This window comes from Homoserinimonas sp. A447, from assembly GCF_054489325.1.
Genome location: NZ_JBTMWW010000001.1, coordinates 2,975,307 through 2,990,018, shown reverse-complemented (window position 1 = coordinate 2,990,018; position 14,712 = coordinate 2,975,307). Strand labels below are relative to the sequence as shown.

The 14,712-nt window shown below is 65.9% G+C and carries 15 protein-coding genes; 3 read left to right on the top strand and 12 right to left on the bottom strand.

The genetic code is table 11. The features are described from left to right. Positions 1-14: 14 nt before the first annotated feature. The gene (locus ACX3O0_RS14805; protein WP_459108217.1) at positions 15-1,658 is read left to right on the top strand and encodes a DNA repair helicase XPB; all 1,644 of its coding nucleotides are present in this window, start codon (positions 15-17) and stop codon (positions 1,656-1,658) included. Positions 1,659-1,784: 126 nt separating this feature from the next. On the opposite strand, the gene ACX3O0_RS14800 is transcribed toward ACX3O0_RS14805, so the two are convergent. The 7 genes from ACX3O0_RS14800 to ACX3O0_RS14770 all read right to left on the bottom strand — a co-directional run bounded on the left by ACX3O0_RS14800 (position 1,785) and on the right by ACX3O0_RS14770 (position 8,309). Next, the gene (locus ACX3O0_RS14800) at positions 1,785-2,981 is read right to left on the bottom strand and encodes a pyridoxal phosphate-dependent aminotransferase (protein ID WP_459108216.1); all 1,197 of its coding nucleotides are present in this window, start codon (positions 2,979-2,981) and stop codon (positions 1,785-1,787) included. Then, positions 2,974-3,822: an amino acid ABC transporter permease gene (locus tag ACX3O0_RS14795; protein ID WP_459108215.1), complete on the bottom strand. Its 849-nt coding sequence runs from the start codon at positions 3,820-3,822 to the stop codon at positions 2,974-2,976. The genes ACX3O0_RS14800 and ACX3O0_RS14795 overlap by 8 nt, the downstream gene beginning before the upstream one ends. Then, entirely contained in the window at positions 3,819-4,463 is a 645-nt protein-coding gene (locus ACX3O0_RS14790) for an amino acid ABC transporter permease (RefSeq protein WP_459108214.1), read from the bottom strand. Before ACX3O0_RS14790 ends, ACX3O0_RS14795 begins: the two co-directional genes overlap by 4 nt. A gap of 86 nt (positions 4,464-4,549) precedes the next feature. Further along, positions 4,550-5,443 (bottom strand): glutamate ABC transporter substrate-binding protein, encoded by an 894-nt coding sequence (locus tag ACX3O0_RS14785; RefSeq protein ID WP_459108213.1) that lies wholly within the window; start codon positions 5,441-5,443, stop codon positions 4,550-4,552. Positions 5,444-5,487: 44 nt separating this feature from the next. Next, positions 5,488-6,267, bottom strand: coding sequence for an amino acid ABC transporter ATP-binding protein (locus tag ACX3O0_RS14780; RefSeq protein ID WP_459093124.1), 780 nt, complete (start codon positions 6,265-6,267; stop codon positions 5,488-5,490). Positions 6,268-6,367: 100 nt separating this feature from the next. Beyond that, positions 6,368-7,282, bottom strand: a complete 915-nt coding sequence (kdgD, locus tag ACX3O0_RS14775) for a 5-dehydro-4-deoxyglucarate dehydratase (RefSeq protein ID WP_459093123.1) — start codon at positions 7,280-7,282, stop codon at positions 6,368-6,370. Between the two features lie 133 nt (positions 7,283-7,415). After that, on the bottom strand, positions 7,416-8,309 hold the full coding sequence (locus ACX3O0_RS14770; RefSeq protein WP_459093122.1) for a LysR family transcriptional regulator: 894 nt from the start codon (positions 8,307-8,309) through the stop codon (positions 7,416-7,418). 166 nt (positions 8,310-8,475) lie between these two features. Between ACX3O0_RS14770 and ACX3O0_RS14765 the strand changes: the two genes are divergently transcribed. Further along, positions 8,476-9,933: an aldehyde dehydrogenase (NADP(+)) gene (locus tag ACX3O0_RS14765; RefSeq protein WP_459108212.1), complete on the top strand. Its 1,458-nt coding sequence runs from the start codon at positions 8,476-8,478 to the stop codon at positions 9,931-9,933. Here the strand turns inward: ACX3O0_RS14765 and ACX3O0_RS14760 are convergent. From ACX3O0_RS14760 to ACX3O0_RS14740, 5 genes are read right to left on the bottom strand one after another with little or no spacing between them, the layout of a single operon-like run. Continuing rightward, entirely contained in the window at positions 9,930-10,676 is a 747-nt protein-coding gene (locus ACX3O0_RS14760; RefSeq protein WP_459108211.1) for a pyrimidine reductase family protein, read from the bottom strand. The genes ACX3O0_RS14765 and ACX3O0_RS14760 overlap by 4 nt on opposite strands. Beyond that, positions 10,666-11,586, bottom strand: coding sequence for a dihydropteroate synthase (folP, locus tag ACX3O0_RS14755; protein WP_459108210.1), 921 nt, complete (start codon positions 11,584-11,586; stop codon positions 10,666-10,668). Before folP ends, ACX3O0_RS14760 begins: the two co-directional genes overlap by 11 nt. A gap of 43 nt (positions 11,587-11,629) precedes the next feature. Then, a complete protein-coding gene (locus tag ACX3O0_RS14750; RefSeq protein ID WP_459108209.1) occupies positions 11,630-12,856 on the bottom strand; it encodes an NAD(P)/FAD-dependent oxidoreductase in 1,227 nt (408 codons plus the stop codon). Positions 12,857-12,858: 2 nt separating this feature from the next. Continuing rightward, positions 12,859-13,464: a GTP cyclohydrolase I gene (gene folE, locus ACX3O0_RS14745; protein ID WP_459108208.1), complete on the bottom strand. Its 606-nt coding sequence runs from the start codon at positions 13,462-13,464 to the stop codon at positions 12,859-12,861. Beyond that, positions 13,457-13,906, bottom strand: a complete 450-nt coding sequence (locus ACX3O0_RS14740; protein ID WP_459108207.1) for a hypothetical protein — start codon at positions 13,904-13,906, stop codon at positions 13,457-13,459. Before ACX3O0_RS14740 ends, folE begins: the two co-directional genes overlap by 8 nt. A gap of 109 nt (positions 13,907-14,015) precedes the next feature. Between ACX3O0_RS14740 and ACX3O0_RS14735 the strand changes: the two genes are divergently transcribed. After that, positions 14,016-14,702 carry a helix-turn-helix transcriptional regulator gene (locus ACX3O0_RS14735; protein WP_459093115.1) on the top strand — a complete coding sequence of 229 codons (687 nt, stop codon included), beginning with the start codon at positions 14,016-14,018 and terminating at the stop codon, positions 14,700-14,702. Positions 14,703-14,712: the final 10 nt, after the last annotated feature.

The window sequence follows — 14,712 nt, the reverse complement described above, 5'->3', positions numbered from 1 at the left end:
TAGACTAGAACGTTATGACTAATGGGCCGCTCATCGTTCAAAGCGACCGCACCGTGCTGCTGGAGGTCGCGCATCCGGACGCTGCCGACGCCCGCCACGACCTCGCCGTCTTCGCCGAGTTGGAGCGTGCCCCCGAGCACATCCACACCTACCGCATCACGCGCCTCGGCCTGTGGAATGCCCGCGCCGCCGGCCACACCGCCGAAGACATGCTGGCCACGCTGGAGAAGTACAGCAAGTTCGCCATCCCCCAGTCGGTCGCGGTCGACATGGTCGAGACCGTGTCCCGCTACGGCCGGCTGGTGATCGAGCGCGATGACGACGGCGTGCTCACCCTGACGGCGACGGATGCTGCGGTGCTGTCCGAGATCTCCCGCGCCAAGAAGGTGGCTGAGCTGCTCTTCGAGAAGCGCGGGCCGAATACCTTCGTCATGCAACCCTGGGCGCGCGGGCAACTGAAGCAGGAACTGCTGAAACTCGGCTGGCCGGCTGAGGACCTCGCCGGCTACACGCCAGGGACCCCTCATGAGATCTCCCTCGACAACACCGACTGGTCGCTGCGCCCGTACCAGGAGCACGCGATCAGCAACTTCATGGAGCACGGCTCCGGCGTGGTGGTACTTCCCTGCGGTGCCGGCAAGACCCTGGTCGGTGCCGGGGCGATGGCGACCACCAAGACGAACACGCTCATCCTGGTCACCAACACCGTCTCGGCCCGCCAGTGGCGGTCGGAGCTGCTGCGCCGTACCACCCTCACCGAGGACGAGATCGGCGAATACTCCGGCCAGGTGAAAGAGGTGAAGGCGGTCACCATCGCGACGTACCAGATTCTCACGGCCAAGCGGAAAGGCCAGTACGCCCACCTCGAACTGCTCAATGCGCTCGACTGGGGCCTGGTGATCTACGACGAGGTGCACCTGCTGCCGGCCCCGGTATTCAAGCTCACCGCCGAGTTGCAGGCTCGCCGTCGGCTCGGCCTGACCGCGACCCTGGTGCGGGAGGACGGCCGCGAGGGCGACGTGTTCAGCCTCATCGGCCCGAAGCGGTTCGACGCCCCGTGGAAGGAGATCGAGGCCCAGGGCTTCATCTCCCCCGCCTCCTGCTACGAGGTGCGCATCGACCTCCCCCAGGACGAACGGCTCGTGTACGCGGCATCCGCCGACGACGAACGGTACCGCCTGGCGGCCACGGCACCCGCGAAACTGGAGGTCGTCAAAGACCTGGTCGCCAAGCATGCCGGCGAGCGCATCCTGGTGATCGGCCAGTACCTGGACCAGATCGACGAGCTGGCGGATGCGCTGAACGCACCCAAGCTCACGGGGGCGACGCCGGTCGACGAGAGGGAGAGGCTGTACCAGGCGTTCCGTGAAGGCTCGATCACTGTGCTCGTGGTGTCGAAGGTCGCCAACTTCTCGGTCGACCTGCCCGAGGCGACCGTAGCCATCCAAGTGTCCGGGTCGTTCGGCTCACGCCAGGAAGAGGCCCAGCGGCTGGGACGCCTGCTGCGCCCGAAGGAAAGCGGGCTGCCCGCCAACTTCTACACACTGGTCGCGCGGGACACCGTCGACCAGGAGTTCGCGCAGAACCGGCAGCGGTTCCTCGCCGAGCAGGGCTACAGCTACGAGATCCTCGACGCGCACAGCCTGACTGCTGCGTAACACCACGGAAAGTGGGTTGAGCTGCCTGAGTTTCGTGGGTCGAGCTTGTCGAGACCAATCGAGCTTGTCGAGATTGCTGGTGGCTTCGGCAAGCTCAGCCGGTCTCGACAAGCTCGACCCGCTTAACTACGCGAGGTAGTCGCGGATGCGCTCCAGACCTTCGACCAGTGCATCATCATCCAGGGCATAGGAGAACCGCAGGTGCCCGGGAGCCCCGAATGCCTCGCCCGGAACGACCGCGACATCGATCTCCTCCAGTAGAAGTTGCGACAGTTCGAAGCTGGTCGTGACCGGTGACCCGTTCAGCTCGAGCGTTCCGTCCAGGAGCCCTCGAACATCCGGAAACACATAGAAGGCGCCCAGCGGATTCGCCACCCTGACGTTCTTGAACGTCTGGATCAACTCGTACGCGATGCGCCGGCGCCGATCGAACACGGTGCGCATCTGCTCCGGGAAGTCCTGACCGTGACGGATGGCCGCCAAGGCGGCCTGCTGGGAGATGTTGGACACGTTGCCCGTGGTGTGCGACTGGAAGTTCTTGACCGCATCGATGATCGCCGGAGTCGAGACGATCCAGCCGAGCCGCCATCCGGTCAGCACGTGACTCTTGGCCAGTCCGTTCACGATGATGAGCTGCTCCGCCGGCACGAACCGGGAGATCGAGGCGAACTCGGCACCGTCGTAGACGAAGTCGTGGTAGATCTCGTCCGACAGCACCCAGATCTTGTGCTCGGTCACCCACTCGCCGATCAGGCGGATCTCTTCGGCGGTGTACACCGAGCCGGTCGGGTTCGACGGCGACGTGAAGATGAGCGCCTTGGTGCGGTCGGTGCGCGCCTTCTCCAGGTCGGCGACGGTGGTCTTATACTCGCTGTCGACATCCGTCACCACCGGCACCGTGATGCCGCCGGCGAGCTTGACCTGCTCCGGGTAACTCGTCCAGTAGGGGGCGGGCAGGATGACCTCGTCACCCGGATTCAGGATGGCCGACAGGGTGTTGTAGATGGCCTGCTTGCCGCCGTTCGCGATGGCGACGTTGGCCGCGGTGAACGGGGTCCCGGTGTAGGCGGTGGTGTACTCGGCGACCGCCTCGCGGAGTTCCGGCAGCCCGGACGGCCCGCTGTAGTGGTGGTTCTTCGGGTCGTCGATGGCAGCCTTGGCGGCCTCGGTGATGAAGGCCGGGGTGTCGAAGTCCGGCTCCCCGGCGCCGAACGCGATCACCGGGCGCCCCTGGCTGCGGTACTTCTTGGCCAGGGCGTCGATCGCCTGCGGGGCCGACTCGGTGACCGAGGCGAGCAGGCGGGAAACGATCAGGTCACTCATATTGCGGGATCTCCTGGTTGGACTTTCTTCCGGAATTCGACCACTTCTCCACCTTCACGGCGACGAAGGACAGCAGGAGGCAGAGCCCGATGTAGATGGACCCCATCACGATGGCGGCCGGGATGATCGGGCTGCCGTACTGGAACTGGGTCCCGTAGAACTTCGCCAGGTAGAGCAGTTCCGGGTAGGTGACCATAAAGCCGAGCGCGGTGTCCTTCAGGGCGACCACGAGCTGGGAGATGATCGTCGGCAGCATGTTCTTGATCGCCTGCGGGGCGAGGATCACCCGCAGCACCTGCCCACGGGTCAGTCCTATGGCGTAGCCGGCCTCGCTCTGCCCCTTCGGCAGGGACTGGATGCCGGCGCGGAAGATCTCGGCGAAAACGGAGCCGTTGTAGATCATCAGCCCGCCGACGACCGCGACGAACGGGGTCACGAAGGTGGCACCCAGGACTGGCAGCCCGTAGTACATGAGCATCATCAGGATGAGCAGGGGAATGGCGCGGAAGGTCTCGGTCAGCCAGCTGAACGCGACGGTCACCCACTTGATCTGCGACAGCCGTCCGAGCAGCAGGAGCACGCCGAGCACCAGCGCCAGCACGGCACCGCCCAGGAACGCGTTCAGGGTGGAGACGGTGGTCTTGAGGATCTCCTGCTGGACCAGCGGGAAGGAGAACAGCTGCCACTTCTGGGCGTCGAACTGCCCGGAGCGGTAGAGCTGGAAGACGATGAAGCCGAGGAACAGCACGACGATCGCAATGGTGATGAACCCGGCGATGTTGCTGCGGCGGCGACCCTTAGGCCCTGGGACATCGAAGAGTTCCTGGGTGGCGTAGCTCATGATTGCGCCCACTTTCGTTCGAGCTTCCGTTGCAGGGCGGCCAGGCCCATCACGAGGATGAAGAAGAACAGGGCGACCCACAGCAGGGTGGCCAGCAGGTTCTCGCCGCGCTCGGACATGTTGGCGGAGATGGCGCCGGCCTGCATGACCGAGAAACCGCTCGCGACGGTGGTGTTCTTCAGGGCGGCGATGAAGACGCTGACCAGCGGGGGGACGACGTTGCGGAATGCCTGCGGCAGCAGAACGACGCGCATCACCTGGCCGAAGGTGAGCCCGAGCGCACGGGCCGCCTCGGTCTGCCCCTTGTTGATCGAGTTGATGCCGGAGCGGAAGACCTCGGCGACATAACTGGCGGTGTACAGAACGAGGGCAATGATCGCGAGAGTCATGTAGTCGAGGGGCGGCAGCCCGAGCTTCGGGTAACCCAGCGCGAAGAACATCATGAGCAGTGCGAGGGGGGTATTGCGCAGGGTGTTCACGTACACCGTGCCGACCGCTCGCATCGGGGCCGATGGGGCGATCCTCAGGATGCCGATGATGCATCCGAGGATCAGCGCGAACACCGCGGAGATCACGAACATGATCACGGTGTTGGTGAACCCTAGGACGAACAGGTCGAGGTTGTCTAAGAGAACCTGCATGGGGGGACTTTCCGATCTGTGCGCTGTAGTTGAGACCGGGGAGAGGGCCGCATTCGGCCCCCTCCCCAGTCCGCGCGAAGTGACTCTTAGTAGTTGTCGACCTCAGCGGTTTGGAACTCGACACCCGAGGAACCCAGGTTGTCGTCGTAGATTTGCTGCAGAACATCCGACTTGCCGGTGAGGAGCTCGTTGACGAACTTGCGCAGGGCGTCATCCACCTTGGCCACGCCGATGCCGAAGCCCTCGGAGGTGAACGGCTTTCCGACGACCTTGAGCTCGTCCGGTGCGAGGCTGCTGTAACCGATGAGCAGTGCCTCATCCGTGGTCACGGCGTCGACCTGGCCGCTGGTGAGTGCTTCGACGCACTGGGCCATGTTGTCGAACTCGACAGTCTCGACGTCCGGGTGGTTCGCCTTGACGTACTGGATCGGGGTCGAACCGGTGATCGAGCACACCTTGTGCCCGGCCATGTCGGCCTCGCCCTTGATGTCGGTGTTGTCCGCGCGCACCAGAAGACTCTGGCCGTTGGTCATGTACGGTCCCGCGAAGCCGATGAGTTCCTTGCGCTTGTCCGAGATCGTGTACATGCCGATGATCAGGTCCGCGTCACCGTTGGTCAGGGCCTGCTCGCGGCTCTGGCTGGGAATGGTGACGAACTCGATCTTGTCTGCGCCGAAGCCGAGCTCAGCGGCAACCCAGGTGGCCAGGTCGATATCGAAGCCGGAGCGCTCTCCGGTGGCCGAGTCGCGCATGCCGAAGCCGGGCTGGTCCTCCTTGACGCCGAGAACGATCTTGCCGCGCTCCTGCATGGCCTCAAGCGTGGGGCTGCCTTCCAGCTCGACGCTGGAATTGACCGGGAACTTCGCCGCATCAGCGGGAGCATCCGCATCGGTGGCCGGGCCTGCAGTCGCGCAAGCGCTGAGCGCGAGCGTGATCGCTGCCGCAGCAGCGACCGCCAGGGTCATTCTTTTCTTTGACATATTTCTCCTCATTGTGATTGTCAGGTTGGACTTCGGCGGTGAAGTTAACGGGCCAGGATCTTCTGCAGGAAGTCCCGGGCGCGGGTGGTCTTGGGGTTGGCGAAGAACTCGGTCGGTGGTGCCTCTTCGACGACCTGGCCATCGGCCATGAAGATGATCCGGTCGGCGGCCTCGCGGGCGAATCCCATCTCGTGCGTGACGACGACCATGGTCATGCCGGTCTTGGCGAGTGCCAGCATCACGTCCAGCACCTCACTGACCATCTCCGGATCGAGGGCGCTGGTCGGCTCGTCGAAGAGCATGATCTTGGGCTTCATGGCCAGGGCCCGCGCGATCGCCACCCGCTGTTGCTGCCCGCCGGAGAGTTGCGCAGGTAGCTTGCCGGCCTGGTTGGCAACGCCTACCCGGTCCAGGTGTTCCATGGCCAGCTTGTGGGCATCCGCCTTCTTGGCCTTCCGCACCAGCATCGGGCCGAGGGCGACGTTCTCGAGCACCGTCTTGTGGGCGAACAGGTTGAACGACTGGAACACCATACCCACGTCCGCGCGCAGCGTGGCCAGCTCGCGGCCCTCCTCAGGCAGTGCAACTCCGTCGATGTAGATCTCACCGGACGTGATCGTCTCAAGGCGGTTGATCGCCCGGCACAGCGTCGACTTGCCGGCTCCCGACGGGCCGATCAGCGCGACGATCTCCCCACGGTTCACCACCGTGTTGATGTCGCGAAGCACGTGATTGTCGCCGTAGAACTTGTTGACCTGCTTGAGGATCACCAGGGCGTCGTCGGAGGATACCGACGGTATCGAGACTGTGTTGTGAAGATCCATGGAGGCTTCCTGCTCTTGGTTGGGTGCGGGCGAACCGGCACTGGGGCAGCGGACAGCGCAGAGCTGCCCCAGTGCACGCGTCAGCGCGTGGGGTGCGTGGTTACTGGACTCGGGCGATCAGCTCGCGGAGCATCTCGTTCTCGTCACCGGTGAGATCGGTGAGAGGAGCGCGCACACTACCGATCGGGCGTCCCGTCACGTTCAGGCCTGCCTTGACGATGGACACCGCGTAGCCCTGCTTGCGGTCCCGGATTTCCAGGTACGGCAGAACGAAGTCGCGAAGACCGGCGAAGACGAACTCGTGATCCTTGGCGCGGACGGCCGCATAGAAACGAAGAGCAAACTCGGGAACGAAGTTGAACATGGCTGACGAGTATGTTGTCACACCAAGCTCCAAGTACGGCAGCGCATAGGTTTCGGCGGTGGGAAGGCCACCAATGTAGATCAGGCGGTCGCTGAGCTTCGTGTAGATCTTGGTCATCTGGTCGAGGCTGCCGACGCCATCCTTGAACCCGATCAGGTTCGCATTGCGGTCGGCGACCCGGGCAACGGTGTCGGCATCCAGGGCCATGTTGGCGCGGCTGTATACGATGACGCCGAGCGAGGTGGCTTTGCACACTGCCTCGATGTAGGCGGCGAGCCCATCCTGCGATGCCTCGGTCAGGTAGGGCGGGAAGAGGAGGATGCCTGCGGCGCCTGCTGCTTGTGCGATGCCCGCCTGCTCAATGGCGTTGGCAACGGAACCGCCGGCCGGAGCCAGCACGGGGAGCTTGCCGTTGACTTCCTGCACGGCCGCGGAGACGACCCGGGAGATCTCGGGGTTAGTGAGGGAGAAGAACTCACCGGTTCCGCCGGCGGCGAAAAGGCCTGCGACGTCGTAGCTGCTCATGTACGCGAGGTGCTCACGGTAGCGGGCCTCGTCGAAGCTGAGGTCCGCGGCGAATGCCGTCACGGGGAAGGAGAGAAGTCCGCTGCCGACCTTGGTGGCGAGGTCTTGCGGGCTATAAGCATTCACAGTCGATGTTCCTTTGTTCAGGTGGCTTCTCCGCCGAGGGAGGCTGGGCTTCCTCGACGTTCGTCTCAGCGTAGGGACGCTTGAATACCTGATCAACTGCTCTTTTGTATCTATCAATACCTTTCGTGCATGGTTATGCGAGGCCTGCGTTCAACTCCGTCAGCACCGCGTGGGCCGACTTGAACACCGGATTCGAGTTGTCCGACCGCCAGACGGCGTGCAGTTTCACCTTCGGATCCGGATGCTCGGCGATGGGCCGGAAGACGATGCCGGACATCCCGAGTTTGGCCGCCGACTTGGGAACCAGCGCGATGCCCTTGTTGGCGGCGACCAGCGACAGCATGCTGTGCACCTGGGTGATCTCCTGGCTGGGGAGTGTGGGAACTGCCGCGAGCACGGTCTCCACCAGCGCCCGGAAGTAATGCGCCTGGTTCGGTGAATAGGTGAGCACCCGCTCGCCCTCCAGCTCCGCAATCCGAATCGCCCTGCTGGTCACCGCCAGTCGGTGGCGGCTGCTGATGGCGGTGATCAGCGGCTCCTGCCGCACCAGCAATGCTTCCAACTCAGCCGACCGCGGCACCTCTCTCACGAAGCCGATGTCGATGGCCCCGCTCAGGACCGCCGAGATCTGGTCTTGCGACACCATCTCCTGGATGTCCACGGTCAGCTCGGGAGCGTGCTCATCCAGTCGCGCGAGGATCTCCCCCAGCAGTTCCATGATCCCGGTGGCGGTGATTCCGATCTTGATCTCCCCGGCCGCCCCTTCGGCGATCCGCTTCGCCATGCTGCGGGAGGCGTCAGCGATGCTGAGGATCTTCTGCGCCTCCCCGTGGAAGGCGCGGCCGGCTGCGGTGAGGCTCACCGCCCGCTTGGTGCGGTCGAACAGGGCGAACTCGAGTTCCGCCTCGAGTTTCTGGATCTGCCGGCTGAGCGGCGGCTGCGTCATATTCAGTTGTTCAGCGGCTCTGCCGAAATGCAGTTCCTCGGCCAGGACGACGAAGCTCTTGAGTTGGTCGAACGTGAACATCGGCCCTCCCGGCCTCTCAGGTGCGCTGCCCGCAATCAATACCTTAGACGCATCACCGGATGCGTTTCGGGGCTTGGACTGGCATCATGCTCGCAACTTAGGCTTGCCAGCGACGCCCGACACCGACATCCGGCTGTCGCGGCTCGCACAAGCGCAAGAGGACATGATGACGAACCAGACCCCCGCCGAAGCCATCGAGCAGATCGCAAGCCGAGCCGCGTTGGCGTCCGACCAGTGGGCGGCCACCAGCACCGACGAGCGGGGTAGCGCCCTCGTCGCCGTCGCGGATGCGCTCGACGCCGCCGCCGACCGCCTGGTCCCGATCGCTATCGCCGAGACCCACCTCGCCGAGGGCCGCCTGCGCGGCGAACTGACCCGCACCACCTTCCAGCTCCGCCTGTTCGCGGAGGTGCTCAGCGACGGCAGCTTCCTGGGCGCCCGCATCGACGAAGCCGACAGCACCTGGCCGATGGGCGTTCCGCGCCCGGACCTCCGGCGCATCCTGACCTCCGTCGGGCCGGTCGTCGTCTTCGCCGCCAGCAACTTCCCGTTCGCCTTCTCCGTGGCCGGCGGCGACACCGCCTCAGCGCTGGCCGCCGGATCCGCCGTGATCCTCAAGGCCCACTCCGGCCACCCCGAGCTGTCACAGGCCACCGCGGCCATCATCGTCGATGCGCTCGCCGCGGCCAGTGCCCCCGACGGCCTGTTCACGCTGATCACCGGAACCGAGGCTGGGCGCCTGGCGCTGCAGCACCCGGAGGTGAAGGCCGGTGCGTTCACCGGATCGATCGGCGGCGGTCGCGCCCTGTTCAACATCGCCCAGTCCCGCCCGGAGCCGATCCCGTTCTACGGCGAGCTCGGCAGCGTCAACCCCGTCTTCGTCAGCCAGGCGGCCGCAACCGTCCGCGGCGCCAGCATCGCGCAGGAGTTCGTCGCATCCTTCACCATGGGAGCCGGCCAGTTCTGCACCAAGCCGGGCGTGCTGTTCGTGCCCAGGTCGTCAACCATGGTCGACGAACTCGTCCAGATCCCGTTGCCGCCGGCCGCGCGACTGCTCAACACGCGCATCCAGCAGGGCTACGTCGATTCACTCACCACCATTCAGGACCGGGCGGATGTTCGCGTGCTGGTCTCCTCGGATGGCGCCCTGGCTGACCCGCCCGCCCCGACCGTCCTGCTCACCGATGTCGAGGCGGTGCTCCGTGACCCGCTCGCCCTCGTGACCGAGGTGTTCGGCCCGACGGCGCTCGTCGTCGAGTACCACGACGAGGCGCAGCTGCTGGACGTCGCCCGGGCGATCGACGGCCAGCTGACCGCCACCATCGTCGGCGAGGACGACGACGAGATCGCCCCGGAGTTGATCCGCCTTCTGTCGAAGCGTGCCGGCCGGGTGCTCTGGAACCAATGGCCCACCGGGGTGTCGGTGACCTACGCCCAGCAGCACGGCGGCCCGTACCCGGCGAGCACCGCGTCGTCATCCACCTCCGTCGGCACCGCGGCGATCGAGCGCTTCCTGCGGCCGGTCGCCTACCAGGGCCTGCCGCAGCACCTGCTCCCCGCAGCGCTGCGTGACGACAACCCGCTGGCGGTGCCGCGCCGCGTGAATGGCGCGACCGTCGCCTAGAAGCGGGCCCCCGTGTACCGCAGCAGCAGGGTTCCGTCGGCTGCGGTCAGCACGTGGGCGAGGGTCATCGGCGTGGGGGCGGTCGGATGCCCGTCGGTGATGCGCCGCGCAACGCCGCCCTCCAGCCGCGGGCTCAGGGTGAGGCACAACTCGTCGAGAGTGCCCTCCTCGGTCATGGCGCCGAGCATATGGGGGCCGCCCTCGCTGTGCACCTGGGTGAGGCCGCGTTCGGCCAGCACGCGCAGCATCCGCCTGGTGTCCACCCGATCTTCACCGCAGTCGACCAGGTCCGCCACCCCGGCGAGCGCCGCTCGGCGGTCAGCGGGCGCGCCCGGGACGGTCAGCACCAGCGGTCGCACCGGGTTGTCCGCGAAGATCGGCGGGTCGAGGTCCAGGCTGGCCGACACCACCGCGAACACCGGCTGCGCCGCCAGCCCGTTGCGCAGCCGCCAGTCGGCGGAGGCGTCATCGACGCTCAGTCCCCCGTAGCCTTCGGCGCGTACCGTTCCGGCACCGACGACGATGACGTCGGCGAGACGGCGCAACAGGTCGAACACCCGCCGATCGGCCGGTGATCCGAGCCCGGCGGAGAGCCCATTGTGCGTGGCCGCCCCGTCCAGGCTGGAGACGAAATTCGCCCGCAACCACGTGCGTTCGCGGTCGCCCGCGGCATACAGGTCGAGCAGCTCGTCGTCGCTGAGGGCATCCGCCGCCCCGGCCCGCCGGATCTCGTCAGCCGACATCCGGCTCCCTCACGTTGAACTCCATGGTGTTGTGCTTCAGGTACGCCGGTTCACGCAGCCCGAGGATCGCCTCCGTCATCCGCACCGCCGCCACCGTCTGCGCCACCTCGTGCACCCGCACGATCCGGGCGCCCTGCAGGATGCAGGCGACCGCCGCCGCCAGCGAACCCTCCAGTCGCTCCCGTTTCGGCACGTCGAGCGTCTCCCCGATGAAGTCCTTGTTCGAGAGGGCGACCATGGTCGGCAGTCCCAGCTCGGTGACCACCCGCAGCCGCCTGGTCAACTCCAGCGTGTGCAGCGTGTTCTTGTTCAGGTCGTGGCCGGGGTCGACGATAATCCGCTCCTCCGGAACTCCGAGGCTCATGGCCAGCTCTACCCGGCGGCGCAGGAAGTCGGAGACCTCGGCAGCGACATCCGCGTACTGCGGATGCGGGTATTGCGTTCGCGGGGTCGCCAGCGAGTGCACGATCACCAGCGAAGCCTCGCTGTCTGCGACCACCCGCACCAGGTCGTGGTCGCTGAGCCCGGTGGTGTCGTTGACGACGGTCGCACCGGCCTCGATGCTGCGCCGCGCCACCTCCGCGTGGAATGTGTCGACCGAGATGACGACATCGGATGCCCGGCGCAACTCAGCGATGACCGGCACCACCCGGGCGGCCTCCTCCTCGAGCGGGAGCGGGTCGCCGGGAGAGAACGGCACCCCGCCGATGTCGACCCAGTCGGCGCCGTTCTCCACCGCTTTGAGCGACGCGGCGACCGCCTTGTCGAGTTCGAAGTTGATGCCGGCGTCGTAGAAGGAGTCCGGCGTGCGATTGATGATCGCCATCACCGCCACGCGCCTGGAGAAGTCGAAGGTGCGCTCCCCGATGGTGCGCACCGGCGACGTCAGCGGCGGCAGTGCGAAGGTCATGCGGTCCATCGTCTCATCCGGCCGGGTAAGCGCGCGCGACCCGTCACACCTCGGCGAGCGGCACCGCCGGGTCGGCGAGCTTGGCGGCATCCACCTGCCGGCCCGAACGGATGAGGTCCTGCACCTGGTCGTTGACGTCCCAGATGTTGACGTTCATGCCCGCGACCACGCGGCCGTCGTTCACCCAGAACGCGACGAACTCGCGCCCGGACTTGTCGCCGCGGATGACGACATCGGCGTCCCGTGTGTACGGCGGGTAGCCGGAGTATTCCATCCCGAGGTCGAATTGGTCGGTGTAGAAGTATGGGATGTCGTCGAGCGCGGCATCCTGGCCGAGCATCGACTTCGCCGCCACCTTGCCACTGGCGATCGCGTTCGCCCAGTGCTCGTTGCGCATCCGCTGTCCCACCACTGGGTGGAAGGAGTTGGCCACGTCGCCGGCCGCGAACACGTCGTCGGCGCTGGCGCGCAGTCCAGCGTCGACCACGATTCCGTTCTCCACCGTCAGCCCGGCCTTCTCGGCCAGCTCGATGTTCGGGATCGCCCCGACCCCCACCACGACGAGGTCGGCCGGCAGGGTCTCCGAGTCGGTGACGACTCCAGTCACCCGGCCGCCGTCCACCGTGAACGAGACCAGGTCCGACGGCAGCCGGAACACGACCCCGTTCGACTCGTGGAGCTCCTGGAACACCGCGCCCAGCTCGTCGCCGAGCGGCCCCTGCAACGGAATCGTCTCCCGCCCGATCATGGTGACGCTGTTGCCGTAGCCACGGGCAGCGGATGCCACCTCCAGCCCGATCCACCCGGCGCCGACGACCACCATGGTGTGGCCGCCTTCGGCGAGCGCCTTGTGCAGCCGCTCGCTGTCCTCGACCGTGCGGAGGTAGTGGATGCCGTCGGCGTCGGACCCTGGAACGCTCACCGTGCGCGGTGTCGCCCCCGTTGCCAGCAGGAGCTTGTCGTAGGCCAGGCTGCGATCATCCGCCAGCGTCACCTGGTGCAGGGCTGGGTTGATGGAGACGACCTTCGCCCCAGCCTCGACATCGATGTCGTTCTCGGCGTACCAGGCAGCCGGGTGCACGAAGATGCTGTCGCGTTCGGCCTTGCCGGTGAAGTATTCCTTGGACAGCGGCGGCCGGGAGTATGGCAGGTGCCCCTCAGCTCCCAGGATGCGGATGCTCCCGGTGAAGCCCTCGTCGCGCAGAGTTTCCGCTGCTGTTGCGCCGGCCAGGCCACCGCCGACGATCAGGATGCTCTCGTTCGTTGCCATGTCTATCTGTCCAATCCGAATTGTGCCCGAAGCGGGCCGGCGTGCTCGAGCTCGCCGCTGAAGGTCGATGTCACGGTGGTCGAGCCCGCCGACTGCACCCCGCGGAGCGACATGCACAGGTGCTCGGCTTCGAGCACCACCCCGACGCCGCGTGGTGAGAGCTCCCTGGCGAACCAGTCCGCCACCTGCTTGGTCAGCCGCTCCTGCACCTGCAGGTCGCGGCTGAAGTATTCGAGTACCCGGGCGATCTTCGACAGGCCGAGCAGTCGCTCTCCCGGCAGGTAGCCGATGGTGGCCACGCCGCGGAACGGCAGCAGGTGGTGCTCGCAGAGTGAGTGGAACGGGATGTGCCTGACCAGCACGAGGTCGCGGTAGCCCTCCGTGTTCGGGAAGGTTGTCGGGGCGAACTCCTGCGGGGTCAGCAGCTCGATCATGGAGTCGACAACCCGGCGGGGTGTCTCCTTGAGCCCATCGTGCGCCAGGTCGCGCCCGAGCGCGGTGAGCAAGTCGGCTACCGCTGCCTCGGCTCGCGCCCGGTTGCCGTCACGACCACCGTCGATGACGGTGAGCCGCGGAGCGTGCTCTCGCTCGGCCGGCAGATCAGTCATCTGAGCGGCCGAACGGCAGCTTCGGCGCATGCACCACTGAGAGTCTCCAGAGCGCGAGTGCCGCCACCATCAGCCCGAAATCACGCAACGCTATGTCGTAGAAGCCACCCATTACCAGGAGGTTGACGATGATGCCGGCCAGCCAGGCGGCGACCAGGAGCGACCCGTAGCGGGGGACAACGAGAACGCAGATTCCGGCGATGATCTCGATGACCCCGACGACGTACATGAACTGCTGGTCGGTGATGGCGAGCGTATCCGTGACCTCGGGCGTGAGGTACACCGGCCAATCGACCAGCAGGTTGAAGAACTTGTCGAGCCCGAAGACGATCGGGGCAATGGTGAACACCGTTCGCAGCAGCGCGAATGCCTGCCATGACGGGTCACGCTTGAGAACGGATGCTTGCGGGCTAGTCGCCACGTCGCGCTTTACCTGGGTCATGTTCTTCCTTCGTTGAAAGGGTGAAGGCTTCCAAAAGCCTGTGGTCTTGACTTTAGAGCCTCCCGAATTCTTTTGTCAAGAAATCCCGTTTTAGAGTTAGGATGAATGCGTGGCAAACGAAGAACAGAATTCGCGACTGACGGCAGTGGCCTCGATCCACGATCCCCTGCGACGCGCGCTCTTCGATTTCATCTCCGCGTCAGGCACTGCGGTCGGGCGGGACGAAGCGGCGGGCGCGCTCGGCATGGCCCGCGGAACGGCGGCGTTCCACCTCGACCGCCTCGTCGACGACGGCGTTCTCACGGTCGAGTTCAAGCGGTTGAGCGGCAAGACCGGGCCAGGATCCGGGCGCCCGGCGAAACTGTACCGGCGCGCAGCCGAGGAGTTGCTCGTCTCCATCCCGGAGCGCCACTACGACCTCGCCGGCAGCGTGCTCGCTTCATCGATTGAAGAGTCCGACCGCACCGGGGAGCCGGCCAGGCAAGCACTTTCGCGGGTGGCAACCGAGCGCGGACGAGAACTCGGCCAGCGCGCCGGCACCCTGCGGAACGCACTCGAGATCGGCGGGTACGAACCCCGGCAGGCCGAGAATGGTGACACGATCCTGGCCAATTGCCCGTTCCACAGCCTGGCTATGAGCCACACCGATGTCGTCTGCGATGCCAACCTCAACCTGCTGCGAGGGGTCGCCGAAGGCGCCGGTGACACCGAGCACAATGTCGTTTTCGATCCGTGTGACGGTCAGTGCTGCGTGCGGATCACCGCGCGTCATGGCGAAACCGACACCACCACCTGACTCCCAGACA

Excerpts from the sequence above, each read along its gene's own strand:
- ACX3O0_RS14805 (WP_459108217.1), top strand. The coding sequence starts at position 15 with ATGACTAATGGGCCGCTCATCGTTCAAAGCGACCGCACCGTGCTGCTG.
- ACX3O0_RS14800 (WP_459108216.1), bottom strand. The coding sequence starts at position 2,981 with ATGAGTGACCTGATCGTTTCCCGCCTGCTCGCCTCGGTCACCGAGTCG.
- ACX3O0_RS14795 (WP_459108215.1), bottom strand. The coding sequence starts at position 3,822 with ATGAGCTACGCCACCCAGGAACTCTTCGATGTCCCAGGGCCTAAGGGT.
- ACX3O0_RS14790 (WP_459108214.1), bottom strand. The coding sequence starts at position 4,463 with ATGCAGGTTCTCTTAGACAACCTCGACCTGTTCGTCCTAGGGTTCACC.
- ACX3O0_RS14785 (WP_459108213.1), bottom strand. The coding sequence starts at position 5,443 with ATGTCAAAGAAAAGAATGACCCTGGCGGTCGCTGCTGCGGCAGCGATC.
- ACX3O0_RS14780 (WP_459093124.1), bottom strand. The coding sequence starts at position 6,267 with ATGGATCTTCACAACACAGTCTCGATACCGTCGGTATCCTCCGACGAC.
- ACX3O0_RS14770 (WP_459093122.1), bottom strand. The coding sequence starts at position 8,309 with ATGTTCACGTTCGACCAACTCAAGAGCTTCGTCGTCCTGGCCGAGGAA.
- ACX3O0_RS14765 (WP_459108212.1), top strand. The coding sequence starts at position 8,476 with ATGACGAACCAGACCCCCGCCGAAGCCATCGAGCAGATCGCAAGCCGA.
- ACX3O0_RS14760 (WP_459108211.1), bottom strand. The coding sequence starts at position 10,676 with ATGTCGGCTGACGAGATCCGGCGGGCCGGGGCGGCGGATGCCCTCAGC.
- folP (WP_459108210.1), bottom strand. The coding sequence starts at position 11,586 with ATGACCTTCGCACTGCCGCCGCTGACGTCGCCGGTGCGCACCATCGGG.
- ACX3O0_RS14750 (WP_459108209.1), bottom strand. The coding sequence starts at position 12,856 with ATGGCAACGAACGAGAGCATCCTGATCGTCGGCGGTGGCCTGGCCGGC.
- folE (WP_459108208.1), bottom strand. The coding sequence starts at position 13,464 with ATGACTGATCTGCCGGCCGAGCGAGAGCACGCTCCGCGGCTCACCGTC.
- ACX3O0_RS14740 (WP_459108207.1), bottom strand. The coding sequence starts at position 13,906 with ATGACCCAGGTAAAGCGCGACGTGGCGACTAGCCCGCAAGCATCCGTT.